At 68.1% G+C, this 26561-nt stretch carries 24 protein-coding genes and 1 pseudogene; 14 read left to right on the forward strand and 11 right to left on the reverse strand.

All coding sequences use genetic code 11. The annotated features are described in order from the left end of the window. Positions 1-112 precede the first annotated feature (112 nt). Positions 113-1822 (reverse strand): dolichyl-phosphate-mannose--protein mannosyltransferase, encoded by a 1710-nt coding sequence (locus OG440_RS21260; RefSeq protein ID WP_406011414.1) that lies wholly within the window; start codon positions 1820-1822, stop codon positions 113-115. A gap of 336 nt (positions 1823-2158) precedes the next feature. Between OG440_RS21260 and OG440_RS21265 the strand changes: the two genes are divergently transcribed. Further along, positions 2159-3193: an N-acetylmuramoyl-L-alanine amidase gene (locus OG440_RS21265; protein WP_406008380.1), complete on the forward strand. Its 1035-nt coding sequence runs from the start codon at positions 2159-2161 to the stop codon at positions 3191-3193. 362 nt (positions 3194-3555) lie between these two features. Here the strand turns inward: OG440_RS21265 and OG440_RS21270 are convergent, their stop codons facing one another. Both OG440_RS21270 and OG440_RS21275 read right to left on the reverse strand, forming a co-directional pair. Continuing rightward, a complete protein-coding gene (locus OG440_RS21270) occupies positions 3556-4041 on the reverse strand; it encodes a hypothetical protein (protein ID WP_406008381.1) in 486 nt (161 codons plus the stop codon). A 242-nt stretch (positions 4042-4283) separates the two neighbouring features. Then, positions 4284-6605: a family 43 glycosylhydrolase gene (locus OG440_RS21275; protein WP_406008382.1), complete on the reverse strand. Its 2322-nt coding sequence runs from the start codon at positions 6603-6605 to the stop codon at positions 4284-4286. Between the two features lie 566 nt (positions 6606-7171). Here OG440_RS21275 and OG440_RS21280 point away from each other — a divergent pair. Continuing rightward, the gene (locus OG440_RS21280; RefSeq protein WP_406008383.1) at positions 7172-8605 is read left to right on the forward strand and encodes a glycoside hydrolase family 43 protein; all 1434 of its coding nucleotides are present in this window, start codon (positions 7172-7174) and stop codon (positions 8603-8605) included. A gap of 146 nt (positions 8606-8751) precedes the next feature. Here OG440_RS21280 and OG440_RS21285 read toward each other — a convergent pair whose 3' ends face one another. Then, positions 8752-10692 (reverse strand): SpoIIE family protein phosphatase, encoded by a 1941-nt coding sequence (locus OG440_RS21285; RefSeq protein WP_406011415.1) that lies wholly within the window; start codon positions 10690-10692, stop codon positions 8752-8754. A 129-nt stretch (positions 10693-10821) separates the two neighbouring features. Beyond that, positions 10822-11499, reverse strand: a complete 678-nt coding sequence (locus OG440_RS21290; RefSeq protein ID WP_406008384.1) for a class I SAM-dependent DNA methyltransferase — start codon at positions 11497-11499, stop codon at positions 10822-10824. A 389-nt stretch (positions 11500-11888) separates the two neighbouring features. On the opposite strand from OG440_RS21290, the gene OG440_RS21295 reads away from it, so the two are divergent. After that, positions 11889-12788, forward strand: coding sequence for a hypothetical protein (locus tag OG440_RS21295; protein WP_406008385.1), 900 nt, complete (start codon positions 11889-11891; stop codon positions 12786-12788). Next, complete coding sequence (locus tag OG440_RS21300) at positions 12785-14608, forward strand: sacsin N-terminal ATP-binding-like domain-containing protein (RefSeq protein WP_406008386.1); 1824 nt, start codon at positions 12785-12787, stop codon at positions 14606-14608. Before OG440_RS21295 ends, OG440_RS21300 begins: the two co-directional genes overlap by 4 nt. A gap of 67 nt (positions 14609-14675) precedes the next feature. Here OG440_RS21300 and OG440_RS21305 read toward each other — a convergent pair whose 3' ends face one another. Then, entirely contained in the window at positions 14676-15227 is a 552-nt protein-coding gene (locus OG440_RS21305; protein WP_406008387.1) for a hypothetical protein, read from the reverse strand. Between the two features lie 167 nt (positions 15228-15394). Here OG440_RS21305 and OG440_RS21310 point away from each other — a divergent pair. The 4 genes and pseudogenes from OG440_RS21310 to OG440_RS21325 all read left to right on the forward strand — a co-directional run. After that, a pseudogene (locus tag OG440_RS21310) lies at positions 15395-15576 on the forward strand (IS5/IS1182 family transposase); the annotation flags it as partial. 311 nt (positions 15577-15887) lie between these two features. Beyond that, the gene (locus tag OG440_RS21315; RefSeq protein ID WP_406008388.1) at positions 15888-16271 is read left to right on the forward strand and encodes a lactococcin 972 family bacteriocin; all 384 of its coding nucleotides are present in this window, start codon (positions 15888-15890) and stop codon (positions 16269-16271) included. Between the two features lie 475 nt (positions 16272-16746). Beyond that, positions 16747-17172 (forward strand): hypothetical protein, encoded by a 426-nt coding sequence (locus OG440_RS21320; RefSeq protein ID WP_406008389.1) that lies wholly within the window; start codon positions 16747-16749, stop codon positions 17170-17172. An 875-nt stretch (positions 17173-18047) separates the two neighbouring features. Further along, entirely contained in the window at positions 18048-18377 is a 330-nt protein-coding gene (locus OG440_RS21325) for a hypothetical protein (RefSeq protein ID WP_406008390.1), read from the forward strand. A gap of 1259 nt (positions 18378-19636) precedes the next feature. On the opposite strand, the gene OG440_RS21330 is transcribed toward OG440_RS21325, so the two are convergent. The 4 genes from OG440_RS21330 to OG440_RS21345 all read right to left on the reverse strand — a co-directional run bounded on the left by OG440_RS21330 (position 19637) and on the right by OG440_RS21345 (position 22242). Beyond that, on the reverse strand, positions 19637-20401 hold the full coding sequence (locus OG440_RS21330) for a hypothetical protein (RefSeq protein WP_406008391.1): 765 nt from the start codon (positions 20399-20401) through the stop codon (positions 19637-19639). A 582-nt stretch (positions 20402-20983) separates the two neighbouring features. After that, positions 20984-21367: a hypothetical protein gene (locus OG440_RS21335; protein ID WP_406008392.1), complete on the reverse strand. Its 384-nt coding sequence runs from the start codon at positions 21365-21367 to the stop codon at positions 20984-20986. Continuing rightward, positions 21361-21789 carry an ATP-binding protein gene (locus OG440_RS21340; RefSeq protein WP_406008393.1) on the reverse strand — a complete coding sequence of 143 codons (429 nt, stop codon included), beginning with the start codon at positions 21787-21789 and terminating at the stop codon, positions 21361-21363. The genes OG440_RS21335 and OG440_RS21340 overlap by 7 nt, the downstream gene beginning before the upstream one ends. 45 nt (positions 21790-21834) lie before the next feature. Continuing rightward, a complete protein-coding gene (locus OG440_RS21345) occupies positions 21835-22242 on the reverse strand; it encodes an NUDIX hydrolase (RefSeq protein ID WP_406011416.1) in 408 nt (135 codons plus the stop codon). Between the two features lie 110 nt (positions 22243-22352). Between OG440_RS21345 and OG440_RS21350 the strand changes: the two genes are divergently transcribed. After that, the gene (locus OG440_RS21350; protein ID WP_057600682.1) at positions 22353-23141 is read left to right on the forward strand and encodes a GntR family transcriptional regulator; all 789 of its coding nucleotides are present in this window, start codon (positions 22353-22355) and stop codon (positions 23139-23141) included. A gap of 25 nt (positions 23142-23166) precedes the next feature. Here OG440_RS21350 and OG440_RS21355 read toward each other — a convergent pair whose 3' ends face one another. Next, on the reverse strand, positions 23167-23508 hold the full coding sequence (locus OG440_RS21355) for a hypothetical protein (RefSeq protein WP_406008394.1): 342 nt from the start codon (positions 23506-23508) through the stop codon (positions 23167-23169). Between the two features lie 178 nt (positions 23509-23686). On the opposite strand from OG440_RS21355, the gene OG440_RS21360 reads away from it, so the two are divergent. From OG440_RS21360 to OG440_RS21380, 5 genes are all read left to right on the forward strand, one after another. Further along, on the forward strand, positions 23687-24043 hold the full coding sequence (locus OG440_RS21360) for a hypothetical protein (RefSeq protein WP_406008395.1): 357 nt from the start codon (positions 23687-23689) through the stop codon (positions 24041-24043). Further along, entirely contained in the window at positions 24043-25425 is a 1383-nt protein-coding gene (locus OG440_RS21365) for an FtsK/SpoIIIE domain-containing protein (RefSeq protein ID WP_406008396.1), read from the forward strand. The genes OG440_RS21360 and OG440_RS21365 overlap by 1 nt, the downstream gene beginning before the upstream one ends. 82 nt (positions 25426-25507) lie before the next feature. Continuing rightward, positions 25508-26134, forward strand: coding sequence for a DUF2637 domain-containing protein (locus OG440_RS21370; protein ID WP_406008397.1), 627 nt, complete (start codon positions 25508-25510; stop codon positions 26132-26134). 11 nt (positions 26135-26145) lie between these two features. Further along, the gene (locus OG440_RS21375) at positions 26146-26337 is read left to right on the forward strand and encodes a mobile element transfer protein (protein ID WP_010985414.1); all 192 of its coding nucleotides are present in this window, start codon (positions 26146-26148) and stop codon (positions 26335-26337) included. A gap of 16 nt (positions 26338-26353) precedes the next feature. Further along, the gene (locus OG440_RS21380) at positions 26354-26548 is read left to right on the forward strand and encodes a hypothetical protein (RefSeq protein ID WP_406008398.1); all 195 of its coding nucleotides are present in this window, start codon (positions 26354-26356) and stop codon (positions 26546-26548) included. Positions 26549-26561 lie beyond the last annotated feature (13 nt).

Consider the following 26561-nt stretch of genomic DNA (forward strand, 5'->3'; position numbering starts at 1 on the left):
CACGACGACCACGCCGAACGCAGACTCGCCTTGGTCATCGTGGTCGTCGCGTCACCGTCACCCGTGCGGTGACCGTCGCGCCTGTCGCGCCTGTCGCGGCGCGTCCGCCCGGCTAGATCCAGGTGTCCAGCCACATCCGCGACCGCCAGTCGCCGACCGGGAGGGTCTGGCCCGTGTACAGGGGCCAGAAATAGACGAAGTTCCAGACGACGAGCAGCACGAGCCCGCCCGCGGCGACCGCGCCCAGTGTCCGGCGTCGGTCGCTCGCCCCAGGCGGCCCCAGGAGCGCGCCCAGCATCATCGCCACGGCCAGGCACAGGTACGGCACGAAGGCGACCGCGTAGAAGGAGAAGATCGTGCGGTCCTGGTACAGGAACCAGGGCAGATAGCCGGCCGCCACCGCGCACAGGACGGCGCCGGCGCGCCAGTCGCGGCGCAGCGCCCACCGGTAGAGCAGATACACGAGCGCGCAGCACGCCGACCACCACAGCAGCGGTGTGCCGAGCGCGAGGACCGCCTGCGAACAGCCGGCCGCGGCGTGACACCCGTCCTGCCCGGCCTTCGGTGACTGGTAGTCGAACAGCACCGGGCGGCCGAGGACCAGCCAGCTCCAGGGGTTCGACTCGTAACGGTGGGGGGTGTGCAGCCCGACGTTGAAGCGGTAGACGCCGTACTCGTAGTGCCACAGGCTGCGCAGCGGGGCCGGTATCCACGACCAGGTGCCGCCGCGGCCGTCCGCCCAGTGCCGCCCGTAACCGCCGTCGGACCGGAACCAGCCGGTCCAGGTCATCAGGTAGGTCGCCACGGCGACCGGTACGACGGACAGCACCGACCAGCCGAGATCCTTGCGCAGCACCGCCCGGTACGGGCGGCCCGCGCCGGCCACCCGGCGGGCGCCGACGTCCCACAGCAGGGTGAGGACCACGAAGAAGGCGAGGAAGTACAGGCCGTTCCACTTGGTCGAGGCCGCCAGCCCCAGGAAGACACCGGCCGCGATCCGCCACGGACGCGGTCCCGTCCCGGCACGGTCTCCCGTGGCCCGGTCCGGGCGGGCGTGGCCGTCCGCGTCCACCGGGAGGGCCGCCCCGAGCCGGGCCCGCGCGTCATCCCGGTCGAGCAGCAGACAGCCGAACGCGGCCAGCACGAAGAACATGACGACGAGGTCCAGCAGCGCGGACCGGCTCATCACCACGTGCAGACCGTCCAGCGCCATCAGCGCGCCGGCCAGACAGCCCAGCGCCGTCGACCGGAAGAGCCGGCGGCCGATGCGGCACAGCATCAGCACCGACAGTGTGCCCAGGACCGCGGTCATGCAGCGCCAGCCGAACGGCGTCAGGCCGAACATCCACTCGCCGAGGGCGATCACCCACTTGCCCGTCGGCGGATGGGCGACGAACGCCCCGGTGTCGGAGAGCGGGATCACCTGCGGGTCCGCGAGGATCTGCGGATCGGTGATCTTGCGGTCCGGCCAGGTGCCCTCGTAGCCGAGCCGCAACAGCGCCCAGGCGTCCTTGGCGTAGTACGTCTCGTCGAAGATGAGCGCCCGCGGCTGACCGAGACGCCGGAACCGGATCGCGCCGGCCAGGACGGCGACGAGCACCGGGCCCAGCCAGTCCATCACCTTCGCTACGCGGTACGCCGCGGCCGGGCCGACGCGTATGAGCTCCCACCAGCGGGCCGACGGCTCCGGAAAGGGCGGAACCAGACGTTCCCGGACATCGGTCCGGCCCGGCCCGGCGTATCCGAACAGGCGCAGCCGGTCCCGCCAGTCGTCGGATGCCTTCGTCGGACGGCCGCCGTCCAGGACAGGGGGGCGCCGCACACCGCTACTCGTCACCGGACGACCCTAAACGCCCGCCGCCACGATCCCGGCGCGCGAGGGCGCCCTCGCGCGGTACGTCACGAGAACGGCGGGCTCGCTCCCTTCCTCCGTTGTCGGCCGCCGCGCCTTTGACGCCAACTTTCTCTGGCGTACGCGGAGTTGGGTGGCAGTGACGCACCGCGTCCATTTCCTGGTGGGAGGACGTCCCCGACCCGCGTACGGCCCCCCGGACATCGCCCGCGGGACGTCCGGACGCGGCTGCGGCGGCAAGTCGTACGGTCATGAACCAATTCACGGGGCACCCAGATATGCACGGCATCACCGAAAGGAAGAACCATGGCAACTCCCTTGACCGCGGCCAGAGTTCTCGCCGCACTCAAAGCGGAGGGCGTGACCGTCGTCGAGGTCGGCAGCTGGCGCACCCACAACCGGTCGGGACACGGTGCGTGGGGCCCGGTCGCGGGGGTGGTCGTCCACCACACCGTGACGTCAGGGACGGCCGCCTCCGTCGCCATATGCCGCGACGGCTACTCGGGTCTCCCCGGTCCGCTGTGCCACGGCGTCATCGACAAGCGGGGCGTCGTCCACCTCGTCGGCTGGGGCCGTGCCAACCACGCGGGCAGCGGCGACGGCGACGTCCTGAGGGCCGTCATCGCCGAGAAACCCCTCCCCGCCCCGAACGAGAACGACACGGACGGCAACGCCCGCTTCTACGGCTTCGAGTGCGTCAACCTCGGCGACGGCAAGGACCCCTGGCCGGCCGTCCAGCTGGAGGCCATGGTCCGCGCCTCGGCCGCGCTCTGCCGGGCGCACGGCTGGTCCGCCGCCTCCGTGATCGGCCACAAGGAGTGGACGAACACGAAGTCGGACCCGCGCGGCTTCACCATGGCCGACTTCCGCGCCCGTGTCGCGGCCCGGCTGCGCAAGGCCCCCGGCGCCGGCACATCGACCCCCACCCCGACCGACCCGAGCCAGGAGGACACCGTGCCCAACCCCTCGATGCTGAACGAGTCGAACGCCACCGACGTCGAGCTGCCCTCCGGCGAGTGGGTCGGCCTGGCGTTCGCCGACCCCGTCGTCCACTCCGGGCCGCGCCTGCACAACACCCTCGTGCACATCTCACTCGACGAGAACTCCCCGGACGACGCGCTCGTCGAGGGCCGCTTCTACCTGACGGACACCTCGGGCAAGAACCCGTCGGCCTTCCAGACCATCACCCGCCACGGCGGCGGCGGCCACCAGTTCGCCCTGTCCGGCACGGTCCCGGCCGGCAAGCACCTGCGCTTCCAGCTCCGCGTGAAGACGTCCGACGCCACCCCGGTCACGCTCCTCCACCGCACCGCGACCGGCCCCTACTGGGCCACTACATGACCCCCCCGCCCCACCGAACCCGCCTGCCGCGCACGCACGCGAGCAGCGACCGGGACGAGGAGGGGCGGTCCGGCCCCACCCGGCCGAGTGCCCCGGCCGAGTGCCCTCCAGCACCCGAGCTGGAGGGCACTCGGTCCGGCTGCCAGGCGGCGTCCATGGCCACTGCCTGGCGATCACCGTCCCGTCGAGCTCCGGACCGGCGTCCGCGAGCAGCCGTCCGCCGGTCGCCGTCATGTCCGGCTAGCGCTCCGGGTCCTCGACGGGGACTCCCGATTCCAGGCCGGGCCGCGGGCGGGCGGGATGGGTCTCGCCCGCGGGTGGTCACCGCCCTCGGCGACCTGCCGGTCGTGTACGTCCGGCGACTACCACCAAGGGGTGCAGTGGAAGACGCCGTCCACCTGTACGCAGGCGCGGGCGACGAGGTTCCGGTCGTTGAACGTCCCGGTGTAGGCCGACGTGGCGTTCTTCGACAGTCCGAGCGGCCCGTCCCACGTCCGCCCGCCGTTGGAACTGATGTCCAGGTAGACCCGTGACCGGCCGGCCCCGTTCCAGAGCCCCCACACGCAGCGCGATGGGCGGTTGTACCGGAGCTCCACCTTGTTCAGGTAGCGCTTCCGGATGAAGCCGCCTCCGGGTGCGGGCACCCAGAGCGAGACGTACCACGCGTTCGTGCCGCGGGTTTCGAACTGCCCGCTCGCGGCCCAGGATCGCGCCTCGGCGGTGTTGTTCCGGCAGTGCTCGGCCGCGGACGCCGAGGTCGCCGACACCCCGACGAGCGCTCCCGCCAGCAGAACGGATGCCCCCAGAATCCCGGTCAGCGTGCTCCGCGCCCTGTTCATCAGGCTCATCACCCTCACCCTCCCCCTCACATCTGGTGAATTTCCGACAATATCGACGGCGACGGTGTCCGGAGAGAGCGTGCGGGAGCGCTCCCGGGGGGCGCCAAGTCGTGCACTCCTGCATGCACGGCGGCGCGCACGCCGGGGCGGCAGCCCTTGGCGGCGCGTGACACGGCCGTTCGCACCGGAGCGGGGCGAGGGGAAACGGTCAGACCGAGAGGCTCCGACCCCAGGGGCTCAGGCCCACAGGCTCAGGTCCAGGGGCTGACCGCCTTGAAGGAACTGTCCGCGCGGAACGTGGCGGTGTCCTGGAAGGGGTCGACGCGCAGGGTGTAGTTGTAGTGGCGGAGGTAGCGGCCGGGGTAGTTGTACGACTCCAGGCCGACCGAGCCGGCGACCGAACCCGCCCGGGCGCAGAAGGTGGCGTCCTTGTCGAAGAGCCCGGTGCCGTTGCTCGCGTCGAAACGGACCCGGAAGTCCAGGTGACGCAGGTAGCGGCCGGAGGCGTCACGGAACGAGTAGCAGCTGCCGTCGGCCAGGCCGGGGATGACGGTGAAGGTGGCGCTCTGCTTGACCGCCGTGGTGCTGGAGGACGTCACCGGGTCGAGGTAGCCGAGGCCGTCGGACCGCTCGACGGCGTAGCGGCCGGTGAAGTTGACCGACTGGAGCGAGCGGCTGGTGTTCGTCGGCAGGGTGGTGCCGCCGGTGACCGGGTCGACGCCGGTCAGGGTGGGGACGACCTTCTTGATCAGGCCGTCGGCGTCGAACTCCAGCTTGTCGACGGTGGTTTCGCGGTGGGTGCCGTCACCGCCGGGGATGGCGAACCGGTGGTAGGCGATGTACCAGTCGTCGGTGCCCGGCACCTGGACGACCGAGTGGTGGCCGGTGCCCTTGATGCCCAGGGAGAGGTCCTTCGACAGGATGACGCCGCGGTTGGTCCAGGGGCCGGTGGGGGAGGCGCCGGTGGCGTAGGCGACGCGGTAGTCCTCGTCCCGGGTGTCGTTCTCCGACCACATGAAGTAGTAGGTGCCGTCGCGCTTGATGACGAACGAGCCCTCGCGGAAGCCGCTCGTGGTGATGTCGGTGACCTTCGAGGCGTCGAAGGAGACCATGTCGTCGCCCAGCGGGACGACGTAGGCGTGGCCGTTGCCCCAGTAGAGGTACGACCGGCCGTCGTCGTCGGTGAAGACCGCCGGGTCGATCATCTGGCCGCTGTACTGGCCGGCCTTGAGCAGCGACTTGCCCAGGGCGTCCGTGAACGGGCCGGTGGGCGAGTCGGAGACCGCGACGCCGATGTTCGTGTCGGCGCAGAAGTAGAAGTAGTACTTCCCGTTCTTCGCGGTCATCGCCGGTGCCCAGGCCCGGCTTTCGGCCCAGGCGACGTCGGGACCGAGGTCCAGGATGACGCCGTGGTCGGTCCAGTGGACCAGATCCTTGGAGGAGTACGCCTTGAACTGCGTGCCGCTCCAGCCCGCGAAGCCGTCGGTGGTCGGGTACAGGTAGTAGGTGTCGCCGAAGCGGACGATGTCCGGGTCGGCGTCGAGGCCCGGAAGGACCGGGCTCTTCATGACCAGCGCCTCGACCGTCCAGGTCCGCTTCTTGCCGTCGGAGCCGGTCACCTCGTACGTCACGGGCTTGGTGAAGTCGCGCGGGGTGCCGGAGGCCGGGCTGATGGACGCGCCCTGGGCGAGGGTGAACTGCGGGGCGAGCGCGGTGAGATCCGTGCCCTCCTTCGCCGGCAGCGTGATCTTGCTGTGGGCGTCGTCGACGATGGCCGCGATCTTCAGCGAGGGGTCGGTGGCCGTGGCGATGCCCGTGGTGTTCCCGCTGAGTTCGAGCACCTCTCCGGGCGGCAGCGCGCGGTTGTAGACCCGGAAGTCGCGCATCCTGCCCTTGAAGAGCTTGTCGGTGGAGAAGAGCGACTTGCCTATGTAGTCGGCCGTGGTGGTGCCGGAGCCGATGGAACCGGGGGTGACGGTGACCGACGTGTTGCGGGCCACCTCCACGCCGTCCTGGTAGAGAACGCCGGTGGTGCCGGTCTGGGTGTAGGTGACGTGCTTCCAGACCGAGCGCGGCAGCGCGGCGGAGGTGCGGGTGTTCTGCTCGGCCGAGTAGTCCCCGGAGGTGATCGCGGTCCGGAACGAGTTGCCGGTGGTGAACAGGTAGCCGTTGCCCGCGCCGTTGGCGGTGTTGCCGAAGCCGTAGAGGAAGTACGGCGTGGCCTGGGCGGCGTCGATCTTCACGTCCATCGAGACGGTGATCGAGTTCATGCCGCTCATGATGTCGTCCGGCACCTTGATGGAGGTGTCGGAGCCGTTGAAGCCGAGCCCTTCGGCGCCCGACCAGCCCGCGGTGCCGTTGACGGTTCCGTCGCGGCCGTTGCCGGAGGAGTCCACCGCCACGCTGCCCGAGGTGGCGTCGAGTTTGTACCAGAGAGCGAGACCGTCGGTGTCGTCCGCCGCCCGGGCGGAGGATGCAGGGCCGACGACGCCCATCAGGAGCGAGGCGGCGGCCGCGGCGGCCAGTGCGCCCGGCCGACCTGTTCGGCGGTCCTGACGTCTCACGCTGTGCATGGGTTCACATCCCCTGAAGAAGACATCCGGAGGAGGGGGTTCGAGACCTCGACCGAGGTGCTGACGTTCCGCCCGTATGACATCGTGTTTCGCGAGTGTGAAAGGGAATACGAGCCGACGTCAATAGTTTCGAACGATGTTCGGCAGATCGAACATGCTGCGACCTGCTCTGACGTCCCCTCGCGCGCCTGTCCGTCGACTTTGTCCGCGTCATCGAACGCGTCACCGTCACCGTCGGCTTTCTTTTCGCGGACGTCTTGACACCCTTCTCGCGGCGCCTATAGCGTCTGGCCGAATTTCCAGGCGGCATTCCATATTTCGAACAATGCCGTCGGTCCTCGCCCTGCGCCCCATCCGACCCGCGCAAGCGACTGTGCTCGGCGGCCTTCCGGTCCGCCACCCCTTGCGAGCACGTGACCCGGCACGACGACGCATTCCCGGAACACGGCGCACACGCCCCGCGACACAACAAGACGTCAATGTCATGGGCATTTCAATAGTCGGGCGTGGGGGCCCTTCTGTTGTCCGAAGTTGTACCGAGAGTCGAAGAAAGACAGGAAACGCATATGCGCCCTCTCCTCTCCAGGCTGGCGACGATATTGGTCGCCGCCTGTCTGCTCTTCACGTCGCAGGCTCTGACGACGCCGCTGCGGGCGGCGGCGGCCGATCCGGGGTATCTGATGGTGCATTTCACCGGGGAGGGGTCGGCCAATCAGCAGATGTACCTCTCGCACAGTACGGACGGTGTGCACTGGGACGACCTCAACGGGGGCGGGATGGTCCTGCGCTCGACGGTGGGGACGAAGGGGGTGCGTGATCCGGCGCTGGTGCGTTCTCCCGACGGCAGCAAGTACTGGATCGTCGCGACGGATCTGTGTATCGGCTGCGGGCAGAACTGGGACACCGCGCAGAACAACGCCAGCCGCAATCTGGTGGTCTGGGAGTCCTCGGACCTGGTGACCTGGTCGCAGCCGTGGCTGCTGAACGTGGCCGGCGCGATCCCCGACGGCCGTAACGCCTGGGCCCCGGAGGCGATCTGGGACCCGGACACCAACGACTACGTCCTGTACTGGGCGACCAACGCGACGCTGAACGGCGTGCTGAAGCACCGTATCTACTACGCGCGCACGTCGGACTTCCACACCATCACCGCCCCGCAGCTGTACATCGACCGCCCCGGCACCCAGGGCATCATCGACACCCAGATCATCGAGACGCCGGCGGGCGTGGGCAACTACCGCTATGTGCGGGCCTCCGGCGACGGGCAGATCACCCTCGAGGGCAGCAACTCGATCCTGGGCACGTGGACCACCCTCGGCAACCTCTCCGGCATCGGCCTGACCGGCTCCCAGGTCGAGGGCCCGATGTGGATGAAGTTCAACGGCACCGACAAGTGGGCCCTCTACCTCGACCAGTACGCCACCGGCGGCGGCTACATGCCGGTCCTGACCACGGATCCGTCCAACCCCGCCGCCTACCAGAAGCAGACCTCGGGCAGCTACAGCATGGGCACCACCAAGAAGCGCCACGGCTGGATCCTGAACCTCACGGCCGCCGAGGAGAACCGCGTCCTGGCCCGCTGGCCCAACACCGCCGCCAACCGCCTGCAGTCCTATAACTTCCAGGACCGCTACGTGCGCCACACCAACTTCGACGTCCGCATCGACCCCAACGTCAGCCCCGCCGAAGACTCCCGCTTCCGGCTGCGCACCGGCCTGACGGGATCGGGAACCGTCTCCTTCGAGTCGGTCAACTTCCCCGGCTACTTCCTGCGCCACTCCAACTACGACTTCCAGCTCGCCTACAACGACGGCACCAGCCAGTTCGCCCAGGACGCCACCTTCAACCAGGTCCCCGGACTCGCCGACTCGACCTGGTCGTCGTTCCAGTCCTACAACCACCCCGACCGCTACATCCGCCACTACGCGTACCAACTGCGCCTCGACCCCATCACCACCGCCACCGCGCGCGGCGACGCCACCTTCAAGGTGACGAGCTGACCCGTACCGCCGGCGACGCGGTCACGGCGTCCCGCTCCGGGGAGTGAAAGCCTCCGGGGCGGTCCACGCCGGCAGATACGAGAGGCCCTCACCGGTGGTACTCCTGGTGAGGGCCTCTCTCCAGCCGGCTGTTCGAGTACGTGGCCTCAGTCGTCCGCGGGTGCGTCGGACAGCGGCTGCTCGAACCAGACCACCTTGCCCGTGCTGATCCTCGTCGCGCCCCAACGCTGTGCCAGCTGGTCGACGAGGAAGAGTCCTCGGCCGCCCTCGTCGGTGAGCCGGGCGTTCCGCATCCTCGGCACCACCGGCGAGTCGTCACCCACCTCGCAGCGCAGTACGTCCGTACGGAGCAGCCGTAGCGTGATCGGCCGGGAAGCGACGCGGACGGCGTTCGCCACCACCTCGCTGATCAGGAGCTCGGTGGTCTCCACCAGCGAGTCGAGACCCCACTGGCCCAGCGTCCTGCGGATCAGCCGGCGGGCCTGTCCTGCGGTCTGCGGGTGCGGAGCCATGTACCAGTAGGCGACGGTCTCCGGCCGGATGCCCTCGAACCGGGCCGCCAGCAGCGCGATGTCGTCGTCGCGGTCCCCCGCCCCCAGCGTGCCGAGCGCCCTGTCGCACAGTTCCGCAGGCGTCGGCGGCGGAAACGGCGTCGGCGGCGTGGACGCCGACGCGTCGGGACGCAGCCGTGCGCACAGCCGCTCCACCCCGGTCGGCACGTCGGACTCGCGGGACTCGACCAGACCGTCGGTGTACAGCAGCAGCGTCGCCCCGGCCGGCGCGTGCGTCTCGACGGTCTCGAACCCGCCGCTGCCGACGCCGATCGGTGCTCCGGGCGGGACCCCGAGAACCTCCGTGCTGCCGTCGGAATGCAGGAGCACCGGCGGCGGGTGGCCGGCGTTGGACAGCAGCAGCCGGTGCAGTACCGGGTCGTACAGGGCGTACAGGCAGGTCGCCGTGTGCTCGCTGCCCAGCCGGACCGCCTGCTCGTCGAGGTGGTGCAGGACCTCGTCCGGGGGCAGATCGAGCCCGGCCAGGGTCTGCACGCTGGTCCGCAGCTGACCCATGATCGCGGCCGAGGTGATGGAATGGCCCATCACGTCGCCGATCACCAGCGCGACGCGGTTGCCGGGCAGGGGGATCGCGTCGTACCAGTCGCCGCCGACCTGCGCGGTCCGCGACGACGGCAGATAGCGGCTGGCCAGCCGCACCCCGGGCGGCTCGGGAAGGGACGGCGGCAGCATCGTGCGCTGCAGGGTGTCCGCGACGGATGCCTCACGGTCGTACAGCATCGCCTTCTCGATGCCGAGAGCGGCGTGTGTGGCCAGCTGGGAGGCGACGAGCAGGTCGTCGCCGGTGAAGTCGGGCCGGCCGGGCCCGCGGACGAGGACCACGCTGCCCAGGGCATGGCTGCGGCCGTGCAGCGGGGCGATGATCAGCCGTCGTCCGGATGGCGCCACCCCGGCAGCGTCCGTCGCCCCCAGCAGCTCGGCGGCCGCGGAGACGACCCCCGGCGCGTTCCCGAGCACCGGCCGCCCGTCCTGAAGCAGCCGGGCGAGCGGGCCGGGGGCGGCCGGCCGCACCACCTCTGCCGCACGGATCGTGCGCGCGTCGGGAGGCGCCGGTGCGGAGCCCCGGGTACCGGGCCGCGGAGGTGACGTGCGGTCCGCGGCATGCAGCCGCAGGACGCCGGGAGCGGCTCCGATCTCGTCGCCGACCGGGAGCGGATCGTACAGATGCACGAATGTGGCGTCCGCGAACACCGGCACGGCCGCACGGCACAGCTCGCGCAACGTCTCGTCGAGATTCATGCCGCGGGCGATCTGCCGGGTCGCCGCGTCGAGGTATCGAAGCCTGTCGGACTGCGACCCGGCGACGTCGGGCCGGTCGCCGCGGGAGGATCCGGCAGAAGCCTCCGTGGGCAGAGGCGACAGCGGTGACAGCGGTGACAGCGGTGACAGCGGGGACAGGGGTGACAGAGGCGACTGAGACGAGAGGGGTGACTGAGACGCGAGGGGCGACTGAGATGACAGGGGCGTCGGCTCATGGTGCTGCGGCCGATGCGGGAGAGCAGCCCGCTCAGGCATGCCGGGCGTCCGCCCCCGGGTACCGTCACCGGCTTTGAGCTGCTTGGTCATCGTCCCTGTTCCTTCCGGCCGTACGGCCCCCGGCAGAGCGAGCGGATCTTGAGTGGCCAGGCGTGGGTCAGGTGTTGGTCAGGCGTGCCGTCTGCACCGCAGGAAGATCTGCACCTCGGGCTGGACGTCTGCGGCCGCCGGAGCGTACGTGTACGAGGACTCCTCGACGATCTCGAATCCCGCCGCCTCGACGACCTCGCGCAGCTCGTCCCTCAGGTAGCCCGAGACGCGGATGGCGTTGCCGATGAACGGGATGGAGAAGTCGTCCACATCGGCCTCCACCATCGACAGGGCGAACAGACCCCCCGGGACCAGCAGGTGTCGGACGGTCCGGAGGGCGAGAGGGATCTCGTCGCGCGACAGCATGAGCAGGGAGAAGAACGCGGCCACCGCGTCGAAACGGCCGAGGTCCAGCGGGCCCCCGGGCCGTAGATCCGCGATGTCCGCCCGGTGGAACACGCCGGCGGGCACATGGCCGCGGGCCAGCGCGACCATCCCGTCCGACAGGTCCACACCGACGACCTCGAACCCCGCCTCGGCCAGCTGGAGCGCGGTCGGGAGCCCGGTGCCGCACCCCAGATCCAGCACCCGTGACCCGGCCGGCAGGCATGTAACAAGCCACTCGGCGGACGCGACCTGCCCTTCCTTGTGCGGGAAGGCCTCGTCATAACGCTCGCCGAGCGCGTCGAAAGCCTCGGCCTGACCGGTGCGGTCGAGTCGTAGCGTCCAGTCGGACTCTTCGGCGGGCTGGCTCACGAGGAATCTCCTTCCGCAAGTATGATCTATTTTTTCATATTCACGCAGATATGGACGGTATAGAGGCATAATGCTCCGACGAGCAGCCGAAAGCGCCCGCTGCCGGCTGACCCGTCGCCCACCGGGGCCGGGGCCGGGGGGGCGGAAGCGCCGAAGTCCGAGGTGCGGGCATGCGGGCACGCGGGCATGCGGGCATGCGGGCCGTCGGGAGTGGGGCGGCGTGGCGTGCGTGGTGTGCCGTGTCGTGCCCTTCCGTTCGGTTCCGTGGCGGTCCGCTCCGTTGCGGTCCAGGGGGCTGCGGTGTGGAGAAAGGGAGGAGTTATCGTCTGCAGGTCACCCGCATACCTGGGCTGGCCTGTGAAGATGCGTGTGGGAGGGACGAGTCGTCGATGGGCAAGAAGGTCGAGGAACTCGAAGTGGAGGTCGACGAGTTGGCGCTGTCACTCGTCGGATGGCAGGTCGAGAACGTGCGGGCGCGGCTCGTCACGGACAGCTTCGGCGGCGAGCACTTCCAGGAGATCGTCGTATCGGGCACGGCGCGGTTCCTGCGTGAGGACTGGTCCGACCGTTTCACGCGGGACGAGGACGACGATTTCCCGCCGACCCTTCTGCTGGGGCTCAGCCCGGTGGACCGGCCGGAGTTGATCAGCTACACGCACGCCCTGCTGGAGACGATCAAGAAGGCCGGCAAGCGGCCGGTACGGTTCTCCAAGTCGAGTAGCACCTGGTCGTGCTCCAAGCCCGTCAAGCCCGAGAGCATCAGGCTCCAGATGAGCGCCTTCGATCTGGAGGAAACGGACCTCGACCTGACCTGGCCCTCGTCGAAGACCAAGCCGCTGCCCGTCGAGCTGATCGACGAGACGGTTCACGAGGCCGTACGACTGAAGCCCACCACCTGTGACGCCGCGATCGTCGGCAAGAAGCACGACGCCTCCCTGCAGATTCGCCTCGGCGGCTTCGCCGAGTTCGGATCGGCCAAGGAGTTGCTGGCCGATTTCGTCGCCATGGAGTCGTGGCGGGACGACGACCCCGACGTCGAGTACGACGTCGAGGCCGAGTGTCCCTTCGAGGTCTCCATGCCCGGCATCACCGTCGAGGTGCTGGACGGCACCGACTTCCTGCTCGACAAGCGAGAGGTGTCGCTGTACGGGAGGGTCCCCGTCGGGGAGGGCGCCACGCTGCCGTCACGTCACCCCCGCTGGATCGCCCAGTGCTCGTTCGACCTGGACGAGCTGTCCGGTGAGCCGACCCGCGTCGTGGTGCGCGTGCTGGACGCGGAAGACCTGTGACCGGCCTGACAGCGGCCGTGACCGCCCTGCAGGACACTCTCGTACGCGAGCACGCGCAGGCACCGGGGCTCTTCCGCGAGATCGCGCGGATGGAAGAGCTGCTCGCCGACACCTACCGCGACCGGGTGCCGTACGAACTCCTCCAGAACTCCGACGACGCCGGCTCCACGTCCGTGGTCGTCGAGGATTTGGGGGACGGCCGGTTCCGCTGGAGCAACGACGGCCGGTCCCTGGACGCGGCGGACGTCGAGGCGCTGTGCCGCAGCGCCAACTCCACCAAGTCGCGCGGCGGCGATTCGATCGGGTACCGGGGCATCGGCTTCAAGTCGCTCGCGGCGATCGCCTCCCGGATCGAAGTCCGATCGGCGGGCGTCCGGTTCGCGTTCGACAGGGCGGCTGCCGCCGCGCTGCTGGGTGAACCCGGCAAGGACGCGGTGCCGCTGATCCGGATACCCGCCGAGGTGTGTGCCGAGGCTTCCGCCGACGGTGTGGCCTTCACCGTCGCGTGCCGTCCGGACGCCACGGCATCACTGACGGTGATCGACCCGCTCAGCGCGCTGTTCCTGCGCAACGTGACGCGCATCCGGACGTCGAGCGCGACCGCACGGCAGGACATCCTCATCGGACGGGACAGTTCGCGGGTCGTGCTGCGCCTCGGGGCGGACGAAGCGGCGTTCGGTCTGCTGCGGCACGGTGCGGCGACGGTGGCGGTGCCGCTCGACGCACGCGCCCTCGCCATGACCGGGGTACGCGGCCGTCTGGCCTGTTTCCTGCCGCTCCAGGACGAAGTGGGACTGCCCGTCATCGTCTCGGGCGACATCCTCACCGATCCTTCTCGCACCCACGCGGTGACGGCGCACGAGTCGACCCAGCGGGTCCTCACCGACGCGGCCCGGGCGATCGCGGAGCGGCTGCGCTCGCCCGGCGACCCGGCGTTCGAGCGGCTGTGGCAGTTGGTCCTGGACGGTGAGGACCTCCGCAGCGTGATGGTCTCGGCCACCGCGTCCGCCGGCAAGTTGCTCGTGACGTCGCTGAGAGAGGAGATGACGGCCCGACGGCCGTCCTTCGCTCACTCGCCTCTCCCGCTGGAACCGCGGGACATCGCCGTCGTCTTTCCCGGCGGCGCCCCGTCGGCCCTGTACGAGCCGCGGAACCAGGCCGCCGCCCGGGCGCTGAAGGCGGTACTGGGCCTGCGCAGCATCGACCTCGCCGCCGCCCTGGCCGAGGTGAATCCCGCCGAGCTGACCGACACGCTGCGCGCGCGGCTCGGCGAGCATCTGAGGGAACTCGCCCGTACCCACGGCCGGAAGCTCACCGAGGCGGAGAGCAGACTCGTGCACGAGGCTGCCCCACAGGAGGAGACACCCGCGGTCCCGGACCTGGCCGAGAAACTCCGTGTGACGAAGGCGCCCCCTCGCTCGGAGGACTCCCTGGCGTCCGTATTGAAGCGATGGAGGGTGGCAGAGCTCGCGGCGAAGGAATACCTGAACCAGCTCGGTTGGACGCTGCGCGACGTGAGTGGCCAGAACGTCGGCTACGACCTCGAGGGAGCGGATCCGCAGGGCAAGCCCGTACGGATCGAGGTCAAGAAGGTGGACCGGCCCGACGCGCGCTTCGCCATGACCAACAACGAGATGTCTCTCATGCTGACGGAGCCGGGCGGCTATCTGCTCGCCATCGTGGTCGGCGACGGCCGCCAGGCCCGACTCATGCTGCTCGACCCCTCGCGGGACGACCTCCCCAAGGAACGCGTCTGCCGCCGCTGGGACTGGGAGTTCACCGACTGGTCACGCTTCGCCGAGAGGGTCCCCGACGCGTGACACCACCGAGGCGGGTGGCGGGTGGCCAGGGTTCCGACGGGGCGGTATTGGTCGGTGATGCCGGGGGTCAGTTCTGGTTCACCGGCCAGACCGCCGCTGGATCGCAGCGGCCCGGGCACGCCAGCAGGTAGACCTCGTTGCCCAGGAACAGACTGTAGGTGTCGGCGCCGACGCTGTACGGCTGCTCCGGTTGGCCGGGATGCACGGCGAATTGCATGCCTTCCGGCACCTGGCAGATGTACACCAAGTCGGCGCCGCACGCGCACGTGTACTGCTCGGGATTCTGCGCCCAGGACGGCGCGCCGCCGATCTTGAACGTCTGACTGCCAAGTCCGTGCGGGTTGGGCGTGTCCGCGAGGGGGTGCAGCGTCAGCGGTCGGGCGCACACGGACGGTTCGGCCTCTGCCGCGGGCAGTACCACGTGGCGCTGGATCAGCACACGCCAGAACGGGCGCGGGTAGGGCGGCTCCGGAGCGTCCCAGTATCGGGGCATGAGCCGGCCATCAGCCAACCGGGGTTCGGATGCGTCGTTGTGTGCACGGCAGCGGAAGACCAGCAGGTGGTCTCCGCCGAAGTGCTGCAGGTCCAGGGGTATATCGAGTTGGAAGAACAGTGCCATCCGCTCGCCGCAAAAACACTCAGACCATGCTGGGTGCCGAGAAAGGGCCAGCCGCCCACCGAGGTCCGCGTCGGCCGGTCCAGCGGCTCGGTCCCGACCTCGATCGTGTAGGTAGGCAACACCGTCAGCACCTTCCTTACGCCGAGTTCGACCATCCGCTCACCGGTCGAAAGAATGTGACGATACGTCGGCTAACGTCGCTTTCGGTATCTCGAAGTGTTGGCCGAGCGGCCATCGACACCTCGCTCCCCTCCTCGCGATCCAGCCCAGACGGGGGTACGCGAAAGACACCGCGCTCATCGTAGACGGCACCTTGATTCCCACCCGCGACCATGGGATCGCCGAGCTCCCCACATTCGACCCGCGGACAAGCTGCACGCAATCGATCACATCAAGTCGGAGATCGAGATCAGGGCGCCGGGGATTCTGCGAGAGATGATGCGACCTATGGTCGGATATTTCCGATTGGTCCACACGAAAGCTGCAGTACGTAGCTCGCAAAAAATATCAATACGGGCACTGTATGAAGTGATGTTTTTCGGACGCGCTCTCCAAAATACTTCGCTACACAGGCCCGCACCACCGAAGATCTTCCGTCGTGAGCCCGCTCGGTCCACTTAACGGAGGGGATGTGCGCTCATGAGGTTCTTCGGTAGATCCATGGCTGTAGTCGCTGCGAGCGTCGCCGTCGCTGCCGGCACTCTCGCCTCACCGGCCAGCGGTGCAACGCCCCAACCGCCCAAGGAACTGGGAAATGTCAAAGAGTGGGGCATGGTCGAGATCAAGGTTGAGCCGACCTCTCTGGTATCTCCGGCAACCAGCAAGGACGTTGGCGGCGGCACATGGACCTACGGCACTGAAGTGGTGACCGGCGGCAAGCGGTGTTACTCGTACTACTTCCATGGCTCGAAGTTGCACAACGCGACCGCGAAAATAGGCAACGGCAGTCACAAGGTCGGCGAGGTGGCCGGTAAGACGGCCAAGGCCAGCAGGACCGCAGGCGCTGCCTACACGTGCTACGCCTACCGGGGTATCACTGACTAGGAACACCCTGGGAGGTACTTCGAACGTCTCACCCTCGACTGCCTCCTCGGAGGGTGAGACGCTCCAAGGCGGGCCGATGTCGCGCAGGCTTTGGCAGTGCCGATTCAGCCAGAAACCGTGCCTTCATGACTGGTACGTGACGTCGCGGCCCGCCTCCTGCCTCCGTAGCTCAGGAGGAATGAGTGGGACCGCAGGCACTGTCATATCCTCGCCAGGATCACCCGGCGGCCGCCATAGGTGTCTGCCTATGGAAAGGAATCATCCGAACCCCGTGTCCCCTTCTCGTTCTGTCGTCCTGGCGCCTGCAGTGGCGCTGATAGTCGGCGTAGCACTCGGCATCGTGGCCCCGCTCCTAGGAACGGTGGAAGTTCCTGCAGTCAACGCGCTACACCTTGTCCTGGCGGCAGGTTGGGCTTGGGCCGCTTTCGCTTTTTACGTTGGCTTCGCGTGCAGCTCCAGGCTCAGGGCCGCCGGCGTGGCCGCGTTCGCCCTCGCCGCGGCGGTGGTCGCCTACTACGTGACCAAACTTGCGCAGGGGGAGTACCGGGAATGGGTGAACCTGGACGACCCCTCGCAGGGCACGCACATCTACTGGGCCGGATTCCTGTCGAAGACCCTGTTCTGGGGTACAGCAGCCGTAGTCCTCGGCCTTCTCCTCGGGTTGGCTGGAAACCTGGGGCGAAAAGCCGGCCCTCGCGGACTCCCCTTCCGACTGCTGATTCCGCTGACAGCGCTTGCGGAAAGCTCGATGCGCCTCCATGCAGAAGCCTCTTCGCAGGGGGTAGTTGCCGCCACTACGTGGAACACCGTCCGCCTCGTGGCAGCGGCTGTCGTCATCGCTCTGGGCGTACGTGAAATTCGGGCAAGATCGAATCGCGCCATCCGGTCGGCCCGACACTGAACTGAACTTGAATTTGCCGCGATGATCTCGGAATTCCTGTCCCACCGACCGGTGGCCGCATTCCACCGGGGCGATGACGATCCTCGGGTGAACGCGCTACCCGCCTGCCCTGCATACTTCATGGGCTGGCTGCACGAGCCGACTCGGAGTACCGACCGGACCCAGGAACTGTTCCACCTGCCGGCCTCGCTTCAGGGCCTCAACAACGAAAGCCTCTGCCAGATAACGCACCCTGCAAACCCTACCCAGCGCGTCCGGCCTGCGGGAACGACCAATGGTGTCGGTCGCCGGCGATTGCTGAGGTTGCTGTACTTCGTTGCTCTGCAGCAGGATCGGATGATGTCCCGATCAGTAGGCGCGCATACTGCCGATCCGTGCCCTCGATGCTTCGTCGAAGCGGTCCGTCCGGGCCGGCCGATGACTGTGGCGGGGTGCGATGTGGTCGGCTACCGCTGCGATCACTGTGCGAATGCGTGGACTCGGCCGGTCGAAGATGATCTGGATGTGCACGACGTCGTCAGGGTAGACCTTCCCAACGCCACGCTCTATGGCCACATTTGGCAGGTGGAAGGCAATCGTGTCCAGGTCCGGGGTGCGGGCGGTGACTGGCTGCTGTGGGTAGAGCGCTGGAGAGTCGCCACCTACAACGGATCACCGCCGCACGCCGAGGACACGCGCACGCTTTCCCACGGTGTTGGTGCCTCGCGTGGCCGAGTACGGGTCCGTTCACCTGCGTTCATGGCAGGTCGCTCGCGGGAGCAGCTACGAATTGTGGTCTCGTCTGAAACGGCCGTGAACGGCGCTGAACGAGACGGAGACCGAGACGGCGGGCGGGGCCGAGCTCGCTAGTATCGTTGCTGTTGAAGGGGGGATTCGTGGCGTTGGTTCGCAAGGGATCACGACGGATCGTTGTCGACGGCACGGCCTACCGCTGGCGGCTGCGAGGCAGGCCGACCTACTTCCAGGGCCTGGCCTGGTCGCCGTGCACGTTCGCGGTCGAACATGCGGCCACCCCAGGCACGACGCTCGTGGTCACCACTGACCAGCCGCATCCGAGCAACTGGATCGGTCGCGAGCCGGAACCTGCACTGCCGTCCGGTGTTGCCGCGGCTATTCGGCTTGCCTTGCGTGCGGGTTGGGCTCCGACGGCTTCGGGCTCCGCGTTCCACCTCGACCAGTCCGCCGGCTTCACAACCTCGTTCTGAGCGAAGCGCACCCCTTTGGGAGGGCGGCAGGGTAAGAAGGTAGGTGACCTGCGGATACTTCGGCCAAGCTCGACGAGGTCGCTCACCACCTGGTGCAGTTCGCCGCTCCCGGCCTCGATAGTCACGCCTTTGTCGGGCCGCAAGCCGGACCACTGCGGCGCAGCAACTTCGAGAAACTGGGTCAAGGCTCGGATGGCACCAGGCGTCACCTCCCAGCTGCGTTTTCACGATCTCCGCCACACCGGCAACACTCGGGCCCCGACCGCTGGGTGCCGGCACCCGTGAGCTGATGACCCGTATGGGTCACAGCCGCTCGCGTGCCGCGCTGACCTATCAGCACATGACCAGCCAGCGTGACCGCGCCGTCGCCGATCGCTTCGGGGCCATGATCCGCGAGGGGGGGCGAGACTCCTCGGCGAGGAGATGTGGACTCATAGTGGATTAAGTGGCACGCGTGTCGCACGGCCTCGAACAACACGAAGGGCCAGCCTGGGAGGAAACCCTCCTGAGCTGGCCCTTTTGCTGTGCCCCCGGCAGGATTCGAACCTGCGACACCCGCTTTAGGAGAGAGGCTGGGGAGTGGGGGCGCTGACCAGGAGCTTCGATACCTGCTCAGGCTGCCGAGAACTCGCCCGCGAGACACCCTCGTTGACCGTGGCTGACCCCTGCATCTGGCACGGCAGTGGCACGAACCTCAGCCGACGACAGCCAGCCACGACGGCGGGTGCGCCGGCCGATCACGCACGCGTGTGCCTCGCTGCACCCCCACGGGCCTCAGCCACGTTGCCATCCGTCGTCCAGAGCAAGCCGCGCCGGCGTAAGCGTGGCGGTGAGACCTTGGGCGATGACCTCTTCGTCCCGAAGTAACTTGGCTGGGGGCTCTGCCTTAGGAAACGGTCCGTAGGCGTCCGCGGTTGTCCGCCGCTGTTCGTCTGCGTTGTCACGCAGTTAGACACTCACTCGGGAGGCGGACTACCGGGAAGGCGCTGCGCGGCCTCAACGGGAGGCTTGCTGCTTGCGGCAGACGGCTGTGCCATCAGGGCGCGGGAAATTATGCAGCCTACGGGTGGCCGTGCGCGTACGGTCGGGTGGAAGTCTGTGTTGTACAGAGGGTGACCAACGCAAAGTCCTGCACGCACTGGTGCTGTTCTGCGGGCAGGCCCGCGCTCGCGAAACCGGGCCGACGTGTCCTTTTTGTTGTCCATCGCGCCCATCGGTCGGATGCATGCTCGCTGGGGGATAGCATCTGGTGCGACGCCTCATCGGCCTTCGTCCGGCGGCATGGGCGGTACTTGCAATTTCAATGCCATTGATTCAGGGGTGGCCTCTTCGGGCAATGCGTCTTCTGGCCCCCTAGGGACTCGTTGTTCTTCTGGTGCGCCATAAAGACTTGGCTCCAAGTAGAACCCTTGATCACCTTCCTTTGATCTCTCCACTTCGAACGGATTAGCCGCAGCCCATCGGTCTTTACGTGTTCCCGTTAGTTGCCAGCAAACGGTCATCCCGGCTGCACCGCCGCCCACTTTGAAGTGGTTTTCATGGAATTCCTCCGCGATATGCAGATCCGGAGCTGCCGCACCAACGGGTGTGAGCTGATAGCGAAAGTTTTCATTCAATGTGTCGAACCAGTCGGGGAGTTCTACCCTGGCTGTCCCATCATCCTCAAGCTTGACAACGCCGTCGTATACGTTTTTCCTCTCCGAAGACTCGACAGTGCTGTGCAGTAGGTATTTTCCGGCGGGATCCAGTGGGTGATCGATCTTAAAAGATTTCGACCCGTTCGCCACAGTAAAGTTGCCGTAGACTTCTACAGTGCCGTTGAAGACCCCAGCTCGTCCGCCGTCCGTAGCGGCATACACGCCAACACCGCCGCTTGATCCGAAGCCGAACACACCTGTTGGCGCGTAGCCGTAAATTCCGCGGCTGTTACTTGCACCGTAGACGCCATACGAGGAGCCGTTTGCGTACACTCCGGTTCTACCCTCGGCGTAAATTCCCCTGCCGGCGTCGCTCTGAGCTGCCACGGCAACACCGTCACCCCGGTTGTGACCCCAAATGGCAGGCCCACTACCTGCGTTATCGCCTACTACTCCTGCACTGCTATTACTCGTACCGAACACTCCATAGCTGGTGCCACTCTGACCGAAAGTCCCAACCCCGCTTGTCGATTGGCCGACTACGCCAGTGCCGCTCTCGGACCCTCCCCAGATGGCCCAACCATTCACACTGTCGCCGCGCACTACTGGCATTGCTATCACCCTCTCCTGTGGTTGCGTTACCAGTAATCTTCATTACTTTGATGCGCTGCCGCTAGTCGGGCTGGGCTGTTTAGGGGGTGGTGACAGTAGGGGTCACGGCTTCGCAAACTCTCGGCACGTCGACTACTTCATGAATCGGCTCGGTAAACCGCTGGGGCTCAGCTTTCGGGCAGACTCCCCCAGCAGCGACGCACCCCTTGCGGCGGGAAGTGGCTGTTTTCTGTGCGCGCGGCACGGGCGCCGGCCGGGCTGGAGCGGGACGAAGGCAGGAGCGCAGGCCCGGCCGGGGGCCGGGCCGCGCGCGGGGAGCGGAGCGAGCCGCCTTGAACCAGTAGAGAAAGTTGTAACTCAGTCGGCTCTGTGGGGCTTGAAGTCGTTCGTGCAGGCTGGGAGTTCGACGCCCTGACGGTGTGCCAGGGGTAGGAAGAGCGCTGGTCGGACTGTCCATGTGATGCGCGTGCTGATGTGCGTGATGGATACCGTCCAGGGCTCCCGGCGCAGTAGAGCTCGCCGTGTGTCGATGCGGTCGTCGTGGAGTCGTGTCCACGCCTCCTGGGAAGCTGCCGCGTCCAGGGACGGTGAGATGGTGCGCAGGATCGTCGCCACCCAGTTGTTCGCCTCGACCGCCGAGTACGCGTCGAAGGATCCGAAGAGCGCCGGCGGGCGTCGTTCGTCGAGTCGTTGGGTCCAGCACTCGCACCAGAAGCCCGGCCTGGCCGTCGTCCTCAGCACGGGTGGCCTCCTCGGCCTGCGTCGGTGAAGAGCTCCGCCGTGATGGTGTGGCCGGCCTCGCTGGCGTGGACGACGACTCGGTGGGCGATCGTGCTGACCATGCCGAGTCCGCGGCCGTGTTCGGCGTCCTGGTCCTGGTGCTCGATCTTCGGGGTCGTGCCCGTGCCTCCTGCATCCGTCACGGATACCGCGACCACCTGCGCCGAGACGGCGACGGCCAAGTGGAAGCCGCCGGACGCGTGTCCGCTCGCCGTGTGGAGGATCGCGTTCGCGCTGAGCTCGCTCACGATCAGCTCGGCGTCCTCGGCGAAAGGGGAGCCGCGCAGGACGTCGCGTGTCCAGCGGCGGGCCCGGCTGACCTCTTCCGGGAAACCTGGGCAAGACAGTCCCCAGACCCGGGCAGTACTCGTATACTCGTGCATACAAGTTCCTTCATGCTGGTAGGCCGCATGTGCAGCGGGTTCGGACTAGACGAGTTTCACGCCGTCGTGGGCGCGGACGGCCGGCGGGGATGCAGCGTCGAGTGCGTCTATGACGCGGATCGCGTACGCCTCGTCGGCGAGTTCGGAGACTTCTTCACGGGTCACCCAGCGCAGTGCGCGGGTCTCGTCGCCGGTGGTCGGCGTGCCGTCGGCCGCCTCACAGCGGAAGACCAGCGAGACGATCAGGCCCGTCATGTTCTTGTAGACGCCGGTGAGGGTCGCAGGAAGCGCGATCTTGACGCCGGTCTCTTCGAGGACCTCGCGCTGAAGGGCTTCGGGAACGGTCTCCTCGCGTTCGAGGATGCCGCCCGGCGGTTCCCAGTGACCGTTGTCCCGGCGCTGGATCAGGAGGGCCCGGCCCTGGGCGTCGACGACGACCCCGGCCACGCTCACGGAGTGCGGGCGTTCTGTGCTCACGTTCCTCGGCCCTCTCGGATGGCTAGGCTCTCCACCGTAGCAACAAGCACTCGCCCACTCGTCTAGATACCTAAAGGAGTACACACGTGAGCCCTCTTTCTTCGGGCCTGCTCGGTGATCTCGACCCCACGAGTGATCGTGCGGTCTTCCGGCAGATCGCCGACCAGCTGCGTGAAGCCATCGACCGTGGGCGATTCCGGGAGGGCGAGAAGCTGCCTTCGGAAGCGGAGCTCGTCGACCACTACGGCGTGTCTCGCATGACGGTCCGCAACTCCTTCTCGATCCTCCAGGGGGAAGGCCTGGTCCACGCCGAGCACGGCAAGGGCGTCTTCGTCCGGCCGCGTCCGCCCGTACGGCGTCTCGCCTCCGACCGCTTCGCCCGTCGTCACCGCGAGCAGGGGAAGTCCGCGTTCATCGTCGAGGCGGATGCGGCCGGCAGTCACCCCCAGGTCGACAGCCTTGAGGTGAAGGAAGAGAAGGCGAGCCAGGACATCTCCACGCGGCTCGGGTCCGTGCGGAGAGTTCTCGCACGTCGGCGCCGCTACCTCCTCGACGGCCGACCGGTCGAGTTCGCCACCTCCTACCTGCCGCTCGACATCGCCCGCGGCACGCAGATCGCCGAACCCAACCCCGGCCCCGGCGGCATCTACGCCCGACTCGAAGAGCTGGGCCACCGCCTCGACCACTTCGAGGAGGAGATCCGGGCCCGGATGCCCTCGCCTGACGAGGTGCGCACGCTGAGGCTCGCGGCCGGCGTGCCGGTCATTCACCTGATCCGGACCGCCTTCGACACGGAGAAGCGGCCAGTCGAGGTCTGCGACACGGTCATGGCGGCGGACGCCTACGTCCTGGCGTACCAGCTCCCGGCGACGTGATCGCATGACCAACGTCAGCGGAGCATTAGACGTCCGGCGTGAACATGTCGCCGATGTTGGTCCACATGAAGCCCTCGCGCCAGTCCGGCTTGCCGGTCGCCCAGCCGATGAGCGCCGCGTGCACCTTCTCCTGCGAGACGGTCTGCGTCTGGTAGTGCTCGGCAGGGACGCCGTCCCGGTACTCCAGCTGGTAGGTGTTGTTGTCGCGGAAGAGGACCTGGATGTACCAGTCCCCTTCGCGGTCCTCGTCCTGGCGCTCCAGCACCATGTGCTCGTTGCCGCGTCGGAGGTTGGCGAGCATCGTCCCGATGGCTGGCTTCGAAGGGCGCTTCACCACGTGGCCGTTGGCGCTAGTCGCTATCAGCATGGCCGGATTCTGGCGGATGGGTCTGACAGTGGCCGGACGCTTCTCGAACTCGTACACCCCAACACGCTTACTCGTATAGACGAGTGGGCAAGTTATGTGTCAAGGTGATCGTCGTGAGCCCGAGCGATCGGGTTCGCAGATCGCTTCTTATATAGACGAGTAGATGGGAACGTGTCCTGTGCGCACCATCCGTGTAGAGACCTCCGCCGCGACGATCCTCCTCACCGAGGCTCCCGAGCCGAAGGTCCGTGACCGGCAGACCGGCGAGATCGCCAAGGACGCCGTCAGCGGCGAGGCGCTGATGACCATCGGCGTCGTCTACATCGAGGACGGCGAGTCCTCGCTCATCAAGGTCACCGTCCCGGAAGGCGGTGTCTCCGAGGGGCTGAACCTCGGTGCGCCGGTCTCGCTGCCGGGGCTGATCGCCCGGCCGTGGGAGTCCGTGTTCAAGGGCCAGCAGCGTCACGGGATCGCCTTCCGGGCCGCTGCCGTCACCCCGGCCGTCTTCCCGGCCGCTATGGGGGCCTCGGCCTGATGTCCGAACTCGCGACGCTTCTGGAGGTGGGTGGTCCCGTCGCCGCGCTCGGCGGTGGGGCCGCCTACACCCGGGCTAACCACCCGTCCCTGTACTGGTCCGCTGTCGGCGGGCCGATATCCACCGTCCGGCTGCTCAGCTCGTATGCCTCGGTCATGGAAGCCTGCGGCCTGACCGTCGCGCCGTCCCGGCTGCGCATCCTCGCCCTCAAGGCCACGACTCGACGGGAGGTGCGGCCGGTCCCGCCCCGCCGGGGCATCATCCGGCCCACCTCGACCGGCTTACGGCTTCGGCTCCGCCTCGCTCCGGGGCAGGAACCCGCCGACGTCGCCGCCTCGGCCGAACGTCTGCGGCACGCCTGGGGCGTCCACGCCGTCTACGTCTCCACTCTCAAGCCCGGAGTCGTCGAACTTCGGCTCGTCGGCTTCGACGTCCTGCGGAAGGTACGGATGCCGCGCAAGACCGAGGGTGGATTCCTCAAGGTGCCGGTCGCGCTCCGCGAGGACGCCATGCCCTTCGTCCGCGACTACCGGGCCGTTCCCCACCAACTCACCCTCGGCGCAACGCTGTCGGGCAAGTCCATGTACCTGCGCCATCTCGTCTCGGGCCTTGCGCCGCAGGACGTCGCCCTCGTCGGCGTCGACTGCAAGCGCGGGGTCGAGCTGGCCCCTTTCGCCGCACGCCTGTCGGCGCTGGCGACCGATCCCGACGAAGCCGCAGAGCTCCTGCCCGTCCTGGTCAAGGAAATGGAGGACCGGTACGACCTGATCAAAGCCCGCCAGGGCATCGCCCCCAGCACTCCGGATGAGGAGATCACCTCCGACATCTGGGGCCTGCCCGACAGCGAACGGCCCGTGCCCGTCGTGCTGTTCGTCGACGAGGTGGCCGAACTGTTCCTGACCGCCACCCGTAAGGACGAGGAACGGCGCGACGAGATGGTCACCCAGCTCATTCGCCTCGCTCAGCTCGGCCGCGCGGCCGGCATTTATCTCGAAGTCTCTGGGCAGCGCTTCGGTGCCGAACTCAGCAAGGGCGCGACGATGCTCCGAGCTCAGCTCACCGGACGGGTCTGCCACCGCGTGAACGATGAGGCCTCCGCGAAGATGGCCCTCGGTGACATCGCGCCGGAAGCGGTCCTCGCCGCATGCGCCATCCCCGCTGAACGTCCCGGCCTTGCGGTCGCGGGGGACACGTCCGGCGGCTGGTCTCGCATCCGCACCCCGTATCTCTCCCTCAGCGACGCTGCCGACGTCTGCCGGGAGACGGCCCACCTGGTGCCTGACCTGCCCTCGCTGAAGCCGTTCCGGCCCTACGTGGCCGTTCCTCTGCCCGCCGTCGAGCGGCCGGGGCCTGTCGTCCAGCCGCGCCCCCTCGCCGACTGAGGTCACCGCACTCCGGTCGGCGTGACCGTCTCGCGCCACGTCCCTACCCCTCCCATGCCCGAACCAGGAAGGAGGCGTTCTCATGCGCGCCCAACTGGCCCGCATCGACGCGGTACTCGTCCAGGCACTCATCGCCGCCGCGCTGTCCTTCGCGCACATTCACGACGTCGCCGTCGCGGCCGGACAGGACGGCTGGAAGGCCTGGGCCTATCCCGTCTCCGTCGATCTGTTGCTCGTCGCCGCCTGGCGTCGACTGCGCTTCGGCTCGGCCAAGGGCGCGGCCTGGTGCTGGTTCGTCATCGCGCTCGCCGCGTCCCTCGGCGCGAACGTCGCCACGGCCGGCCTGCTCGACCTCGGCGACGTCCCGGCTTGGCTGCGCATCCTCGTCGCGGGCTGGCCCGCCGTCGCCTTCCTCGGCGGCACCCTCCTCGCCCACACCACACCCAAGACGGACGACGACGTCGAGGCCATCGAGGACCAGGAGGACGAGCCCGAAACGGCCCCCGAGCCGACCGCCCCGGCACCCCCCGCTATCGAGACCCCGTCGGACCGCCCGGCCGTCCCGGTCCCCGCCGCCCTCATCGACCACGCCCGCAAGGTCGCCGCCGAGCACCACACCCGAACCGGCACCCCAATGGACGTCACCACCCTGCGCGCCCGTCTCGGCGTCCCGGCGCCCATGGCCGAAGCCATCGCCAGCTACCTCTGAAGGGAGCTCTGATGACCGCCAACCGCCGCTTCCGCAACGTCACCCGCATCGGCCCCGTGCAGGTCGGCACCGCCTACGACCACCGCGGCCGTGAGAAGCACACCGCCGCCTGCACCGCCCCGCGCTGCAACTTCTCCGCCGACTACGACAGCCGTGCAGCCGCCGAGCTGGCCGCGCGCACCCACCGCTGCCCCGTCCGCTGAAAGGACCCCGATTCCCGTGACCGTCAGCCTGCCGCTCGTCGTCGTCCTCGGCTTCTTCGCCTGGGCGGCGGTCAAGTTCCTCGGCGTCCGCGTCTGGATCGTCGTCCTGATCACCCTCTTCGGCTTCTGGCTCTCGCGCACCTTCCTCGCCCCCGCCATCGAGTCCGGCACGCGTACCGGTGTTGACGTCGTAAACGGCTCACGTGACTAGACGAGTAGATAAG

Origin of the sequence: Streptomyces sp. NBC_00637 (assembly GCF_045161545.1) — a bacterium.
Taxonomy (GTDB): Bacteria; Actinomycetota; Actinomycetes; order Streptomycetales; family Streptomycetaceae; genus Streptomyces.

Bases quoted from the DNA above. Each gene is read 5' to 3' on its own strand.
- OG440_RS21275 (WP_406008382.1), bottom strand. From the start codon at position 6,605: ATGCACAGCGTGAGACGTCAGGACCGCCGAACAGGTCGGCCGGGCGCA.
- OG440_RS21375 (WP_010985414.1), top strand. From the start codon at position 26,146: ATGACCGCCAACCGCCGCTTCCGCAACGTCACCCGCATCGGCCCCGTG.
- OG440_RS21270 (WP_406008381.1), bottom strand. From the start codon at position 4,041: ATGAGCCTGATGAACAGGGCGCGGAGCACGCTGACCGGGATTCTGGGG.
- OG440_RS21340 (WP_406008393.1), bottom strand. From the start codon at position 21,789: ATGCACGAGTATACGAGTACTGCCCGGGTCTGGGGACTGTCTTGCCCA.
- OG440_RS21295 (WP_406008385.1), top strand. From the start codon at position 11,889: ATGGGCAAGAAGGTCGAGGAACTCGAAGTGGAGGTCGACGAGTTGGCG.
- OG440_RS21365 (WP_406008396.1), top strand. From the start codon at position 24,043: ATGTCCGAACTCGCGACGCTTCTGGAGGTGGGTGGTCCCGTCGCCGCG.
- OG440_RS21305 (WP_406008387.1), bottom strand. From the start codon at position 15,227: ATGGCACTGTTCTTCCAACTCGATATACCCCTGGACCTGCAGCACTTC.
- OG440_RS21315 (WP_406008388.1), top strand. From the start codon at position 15,888: ATGGCTGTAGTCGCTGCGAGCGTCGCCGTCGCTGCCGGCACTCTCGCC.
- OG440_RS21265 (WP_406008380.1), top strand. From the start codon at position 2,159: ATGGCAACTCCCTTGACCGCGGCCAGAGTTCTCGCCGCACTCAAAGCG.
- OG440_RS21280 (WP_406008383.1), top strand. From the start codon at position 7,172: ATGCGCCCTCTCCTCTCCAGGCTGGCGACGATATTGGTCGCCGCCTGT.
- OG440_RS21370 (WP_406008397.1), top strand. From the start codon at position 25,508: ATGCGCGCCCAACTGGCCCGCATCGACGCGGTACTCGTCCAGGCACTC.
- OG440_RS21285 (WP_406011415.1), bottom strand. From the start codon at position 10,692: ATGCCTGAGCGGGCTGCTCTCCCGCATCGGCCGCAGCACCATGAGCCG.
- OG440_RS21355 (WP_406008394.1), bottom strand. From the start codon at position 23,508: ATGCTGATAGCGACTAGCGCCAACGGCCACGTGGTGAAGCGCCCTTCG.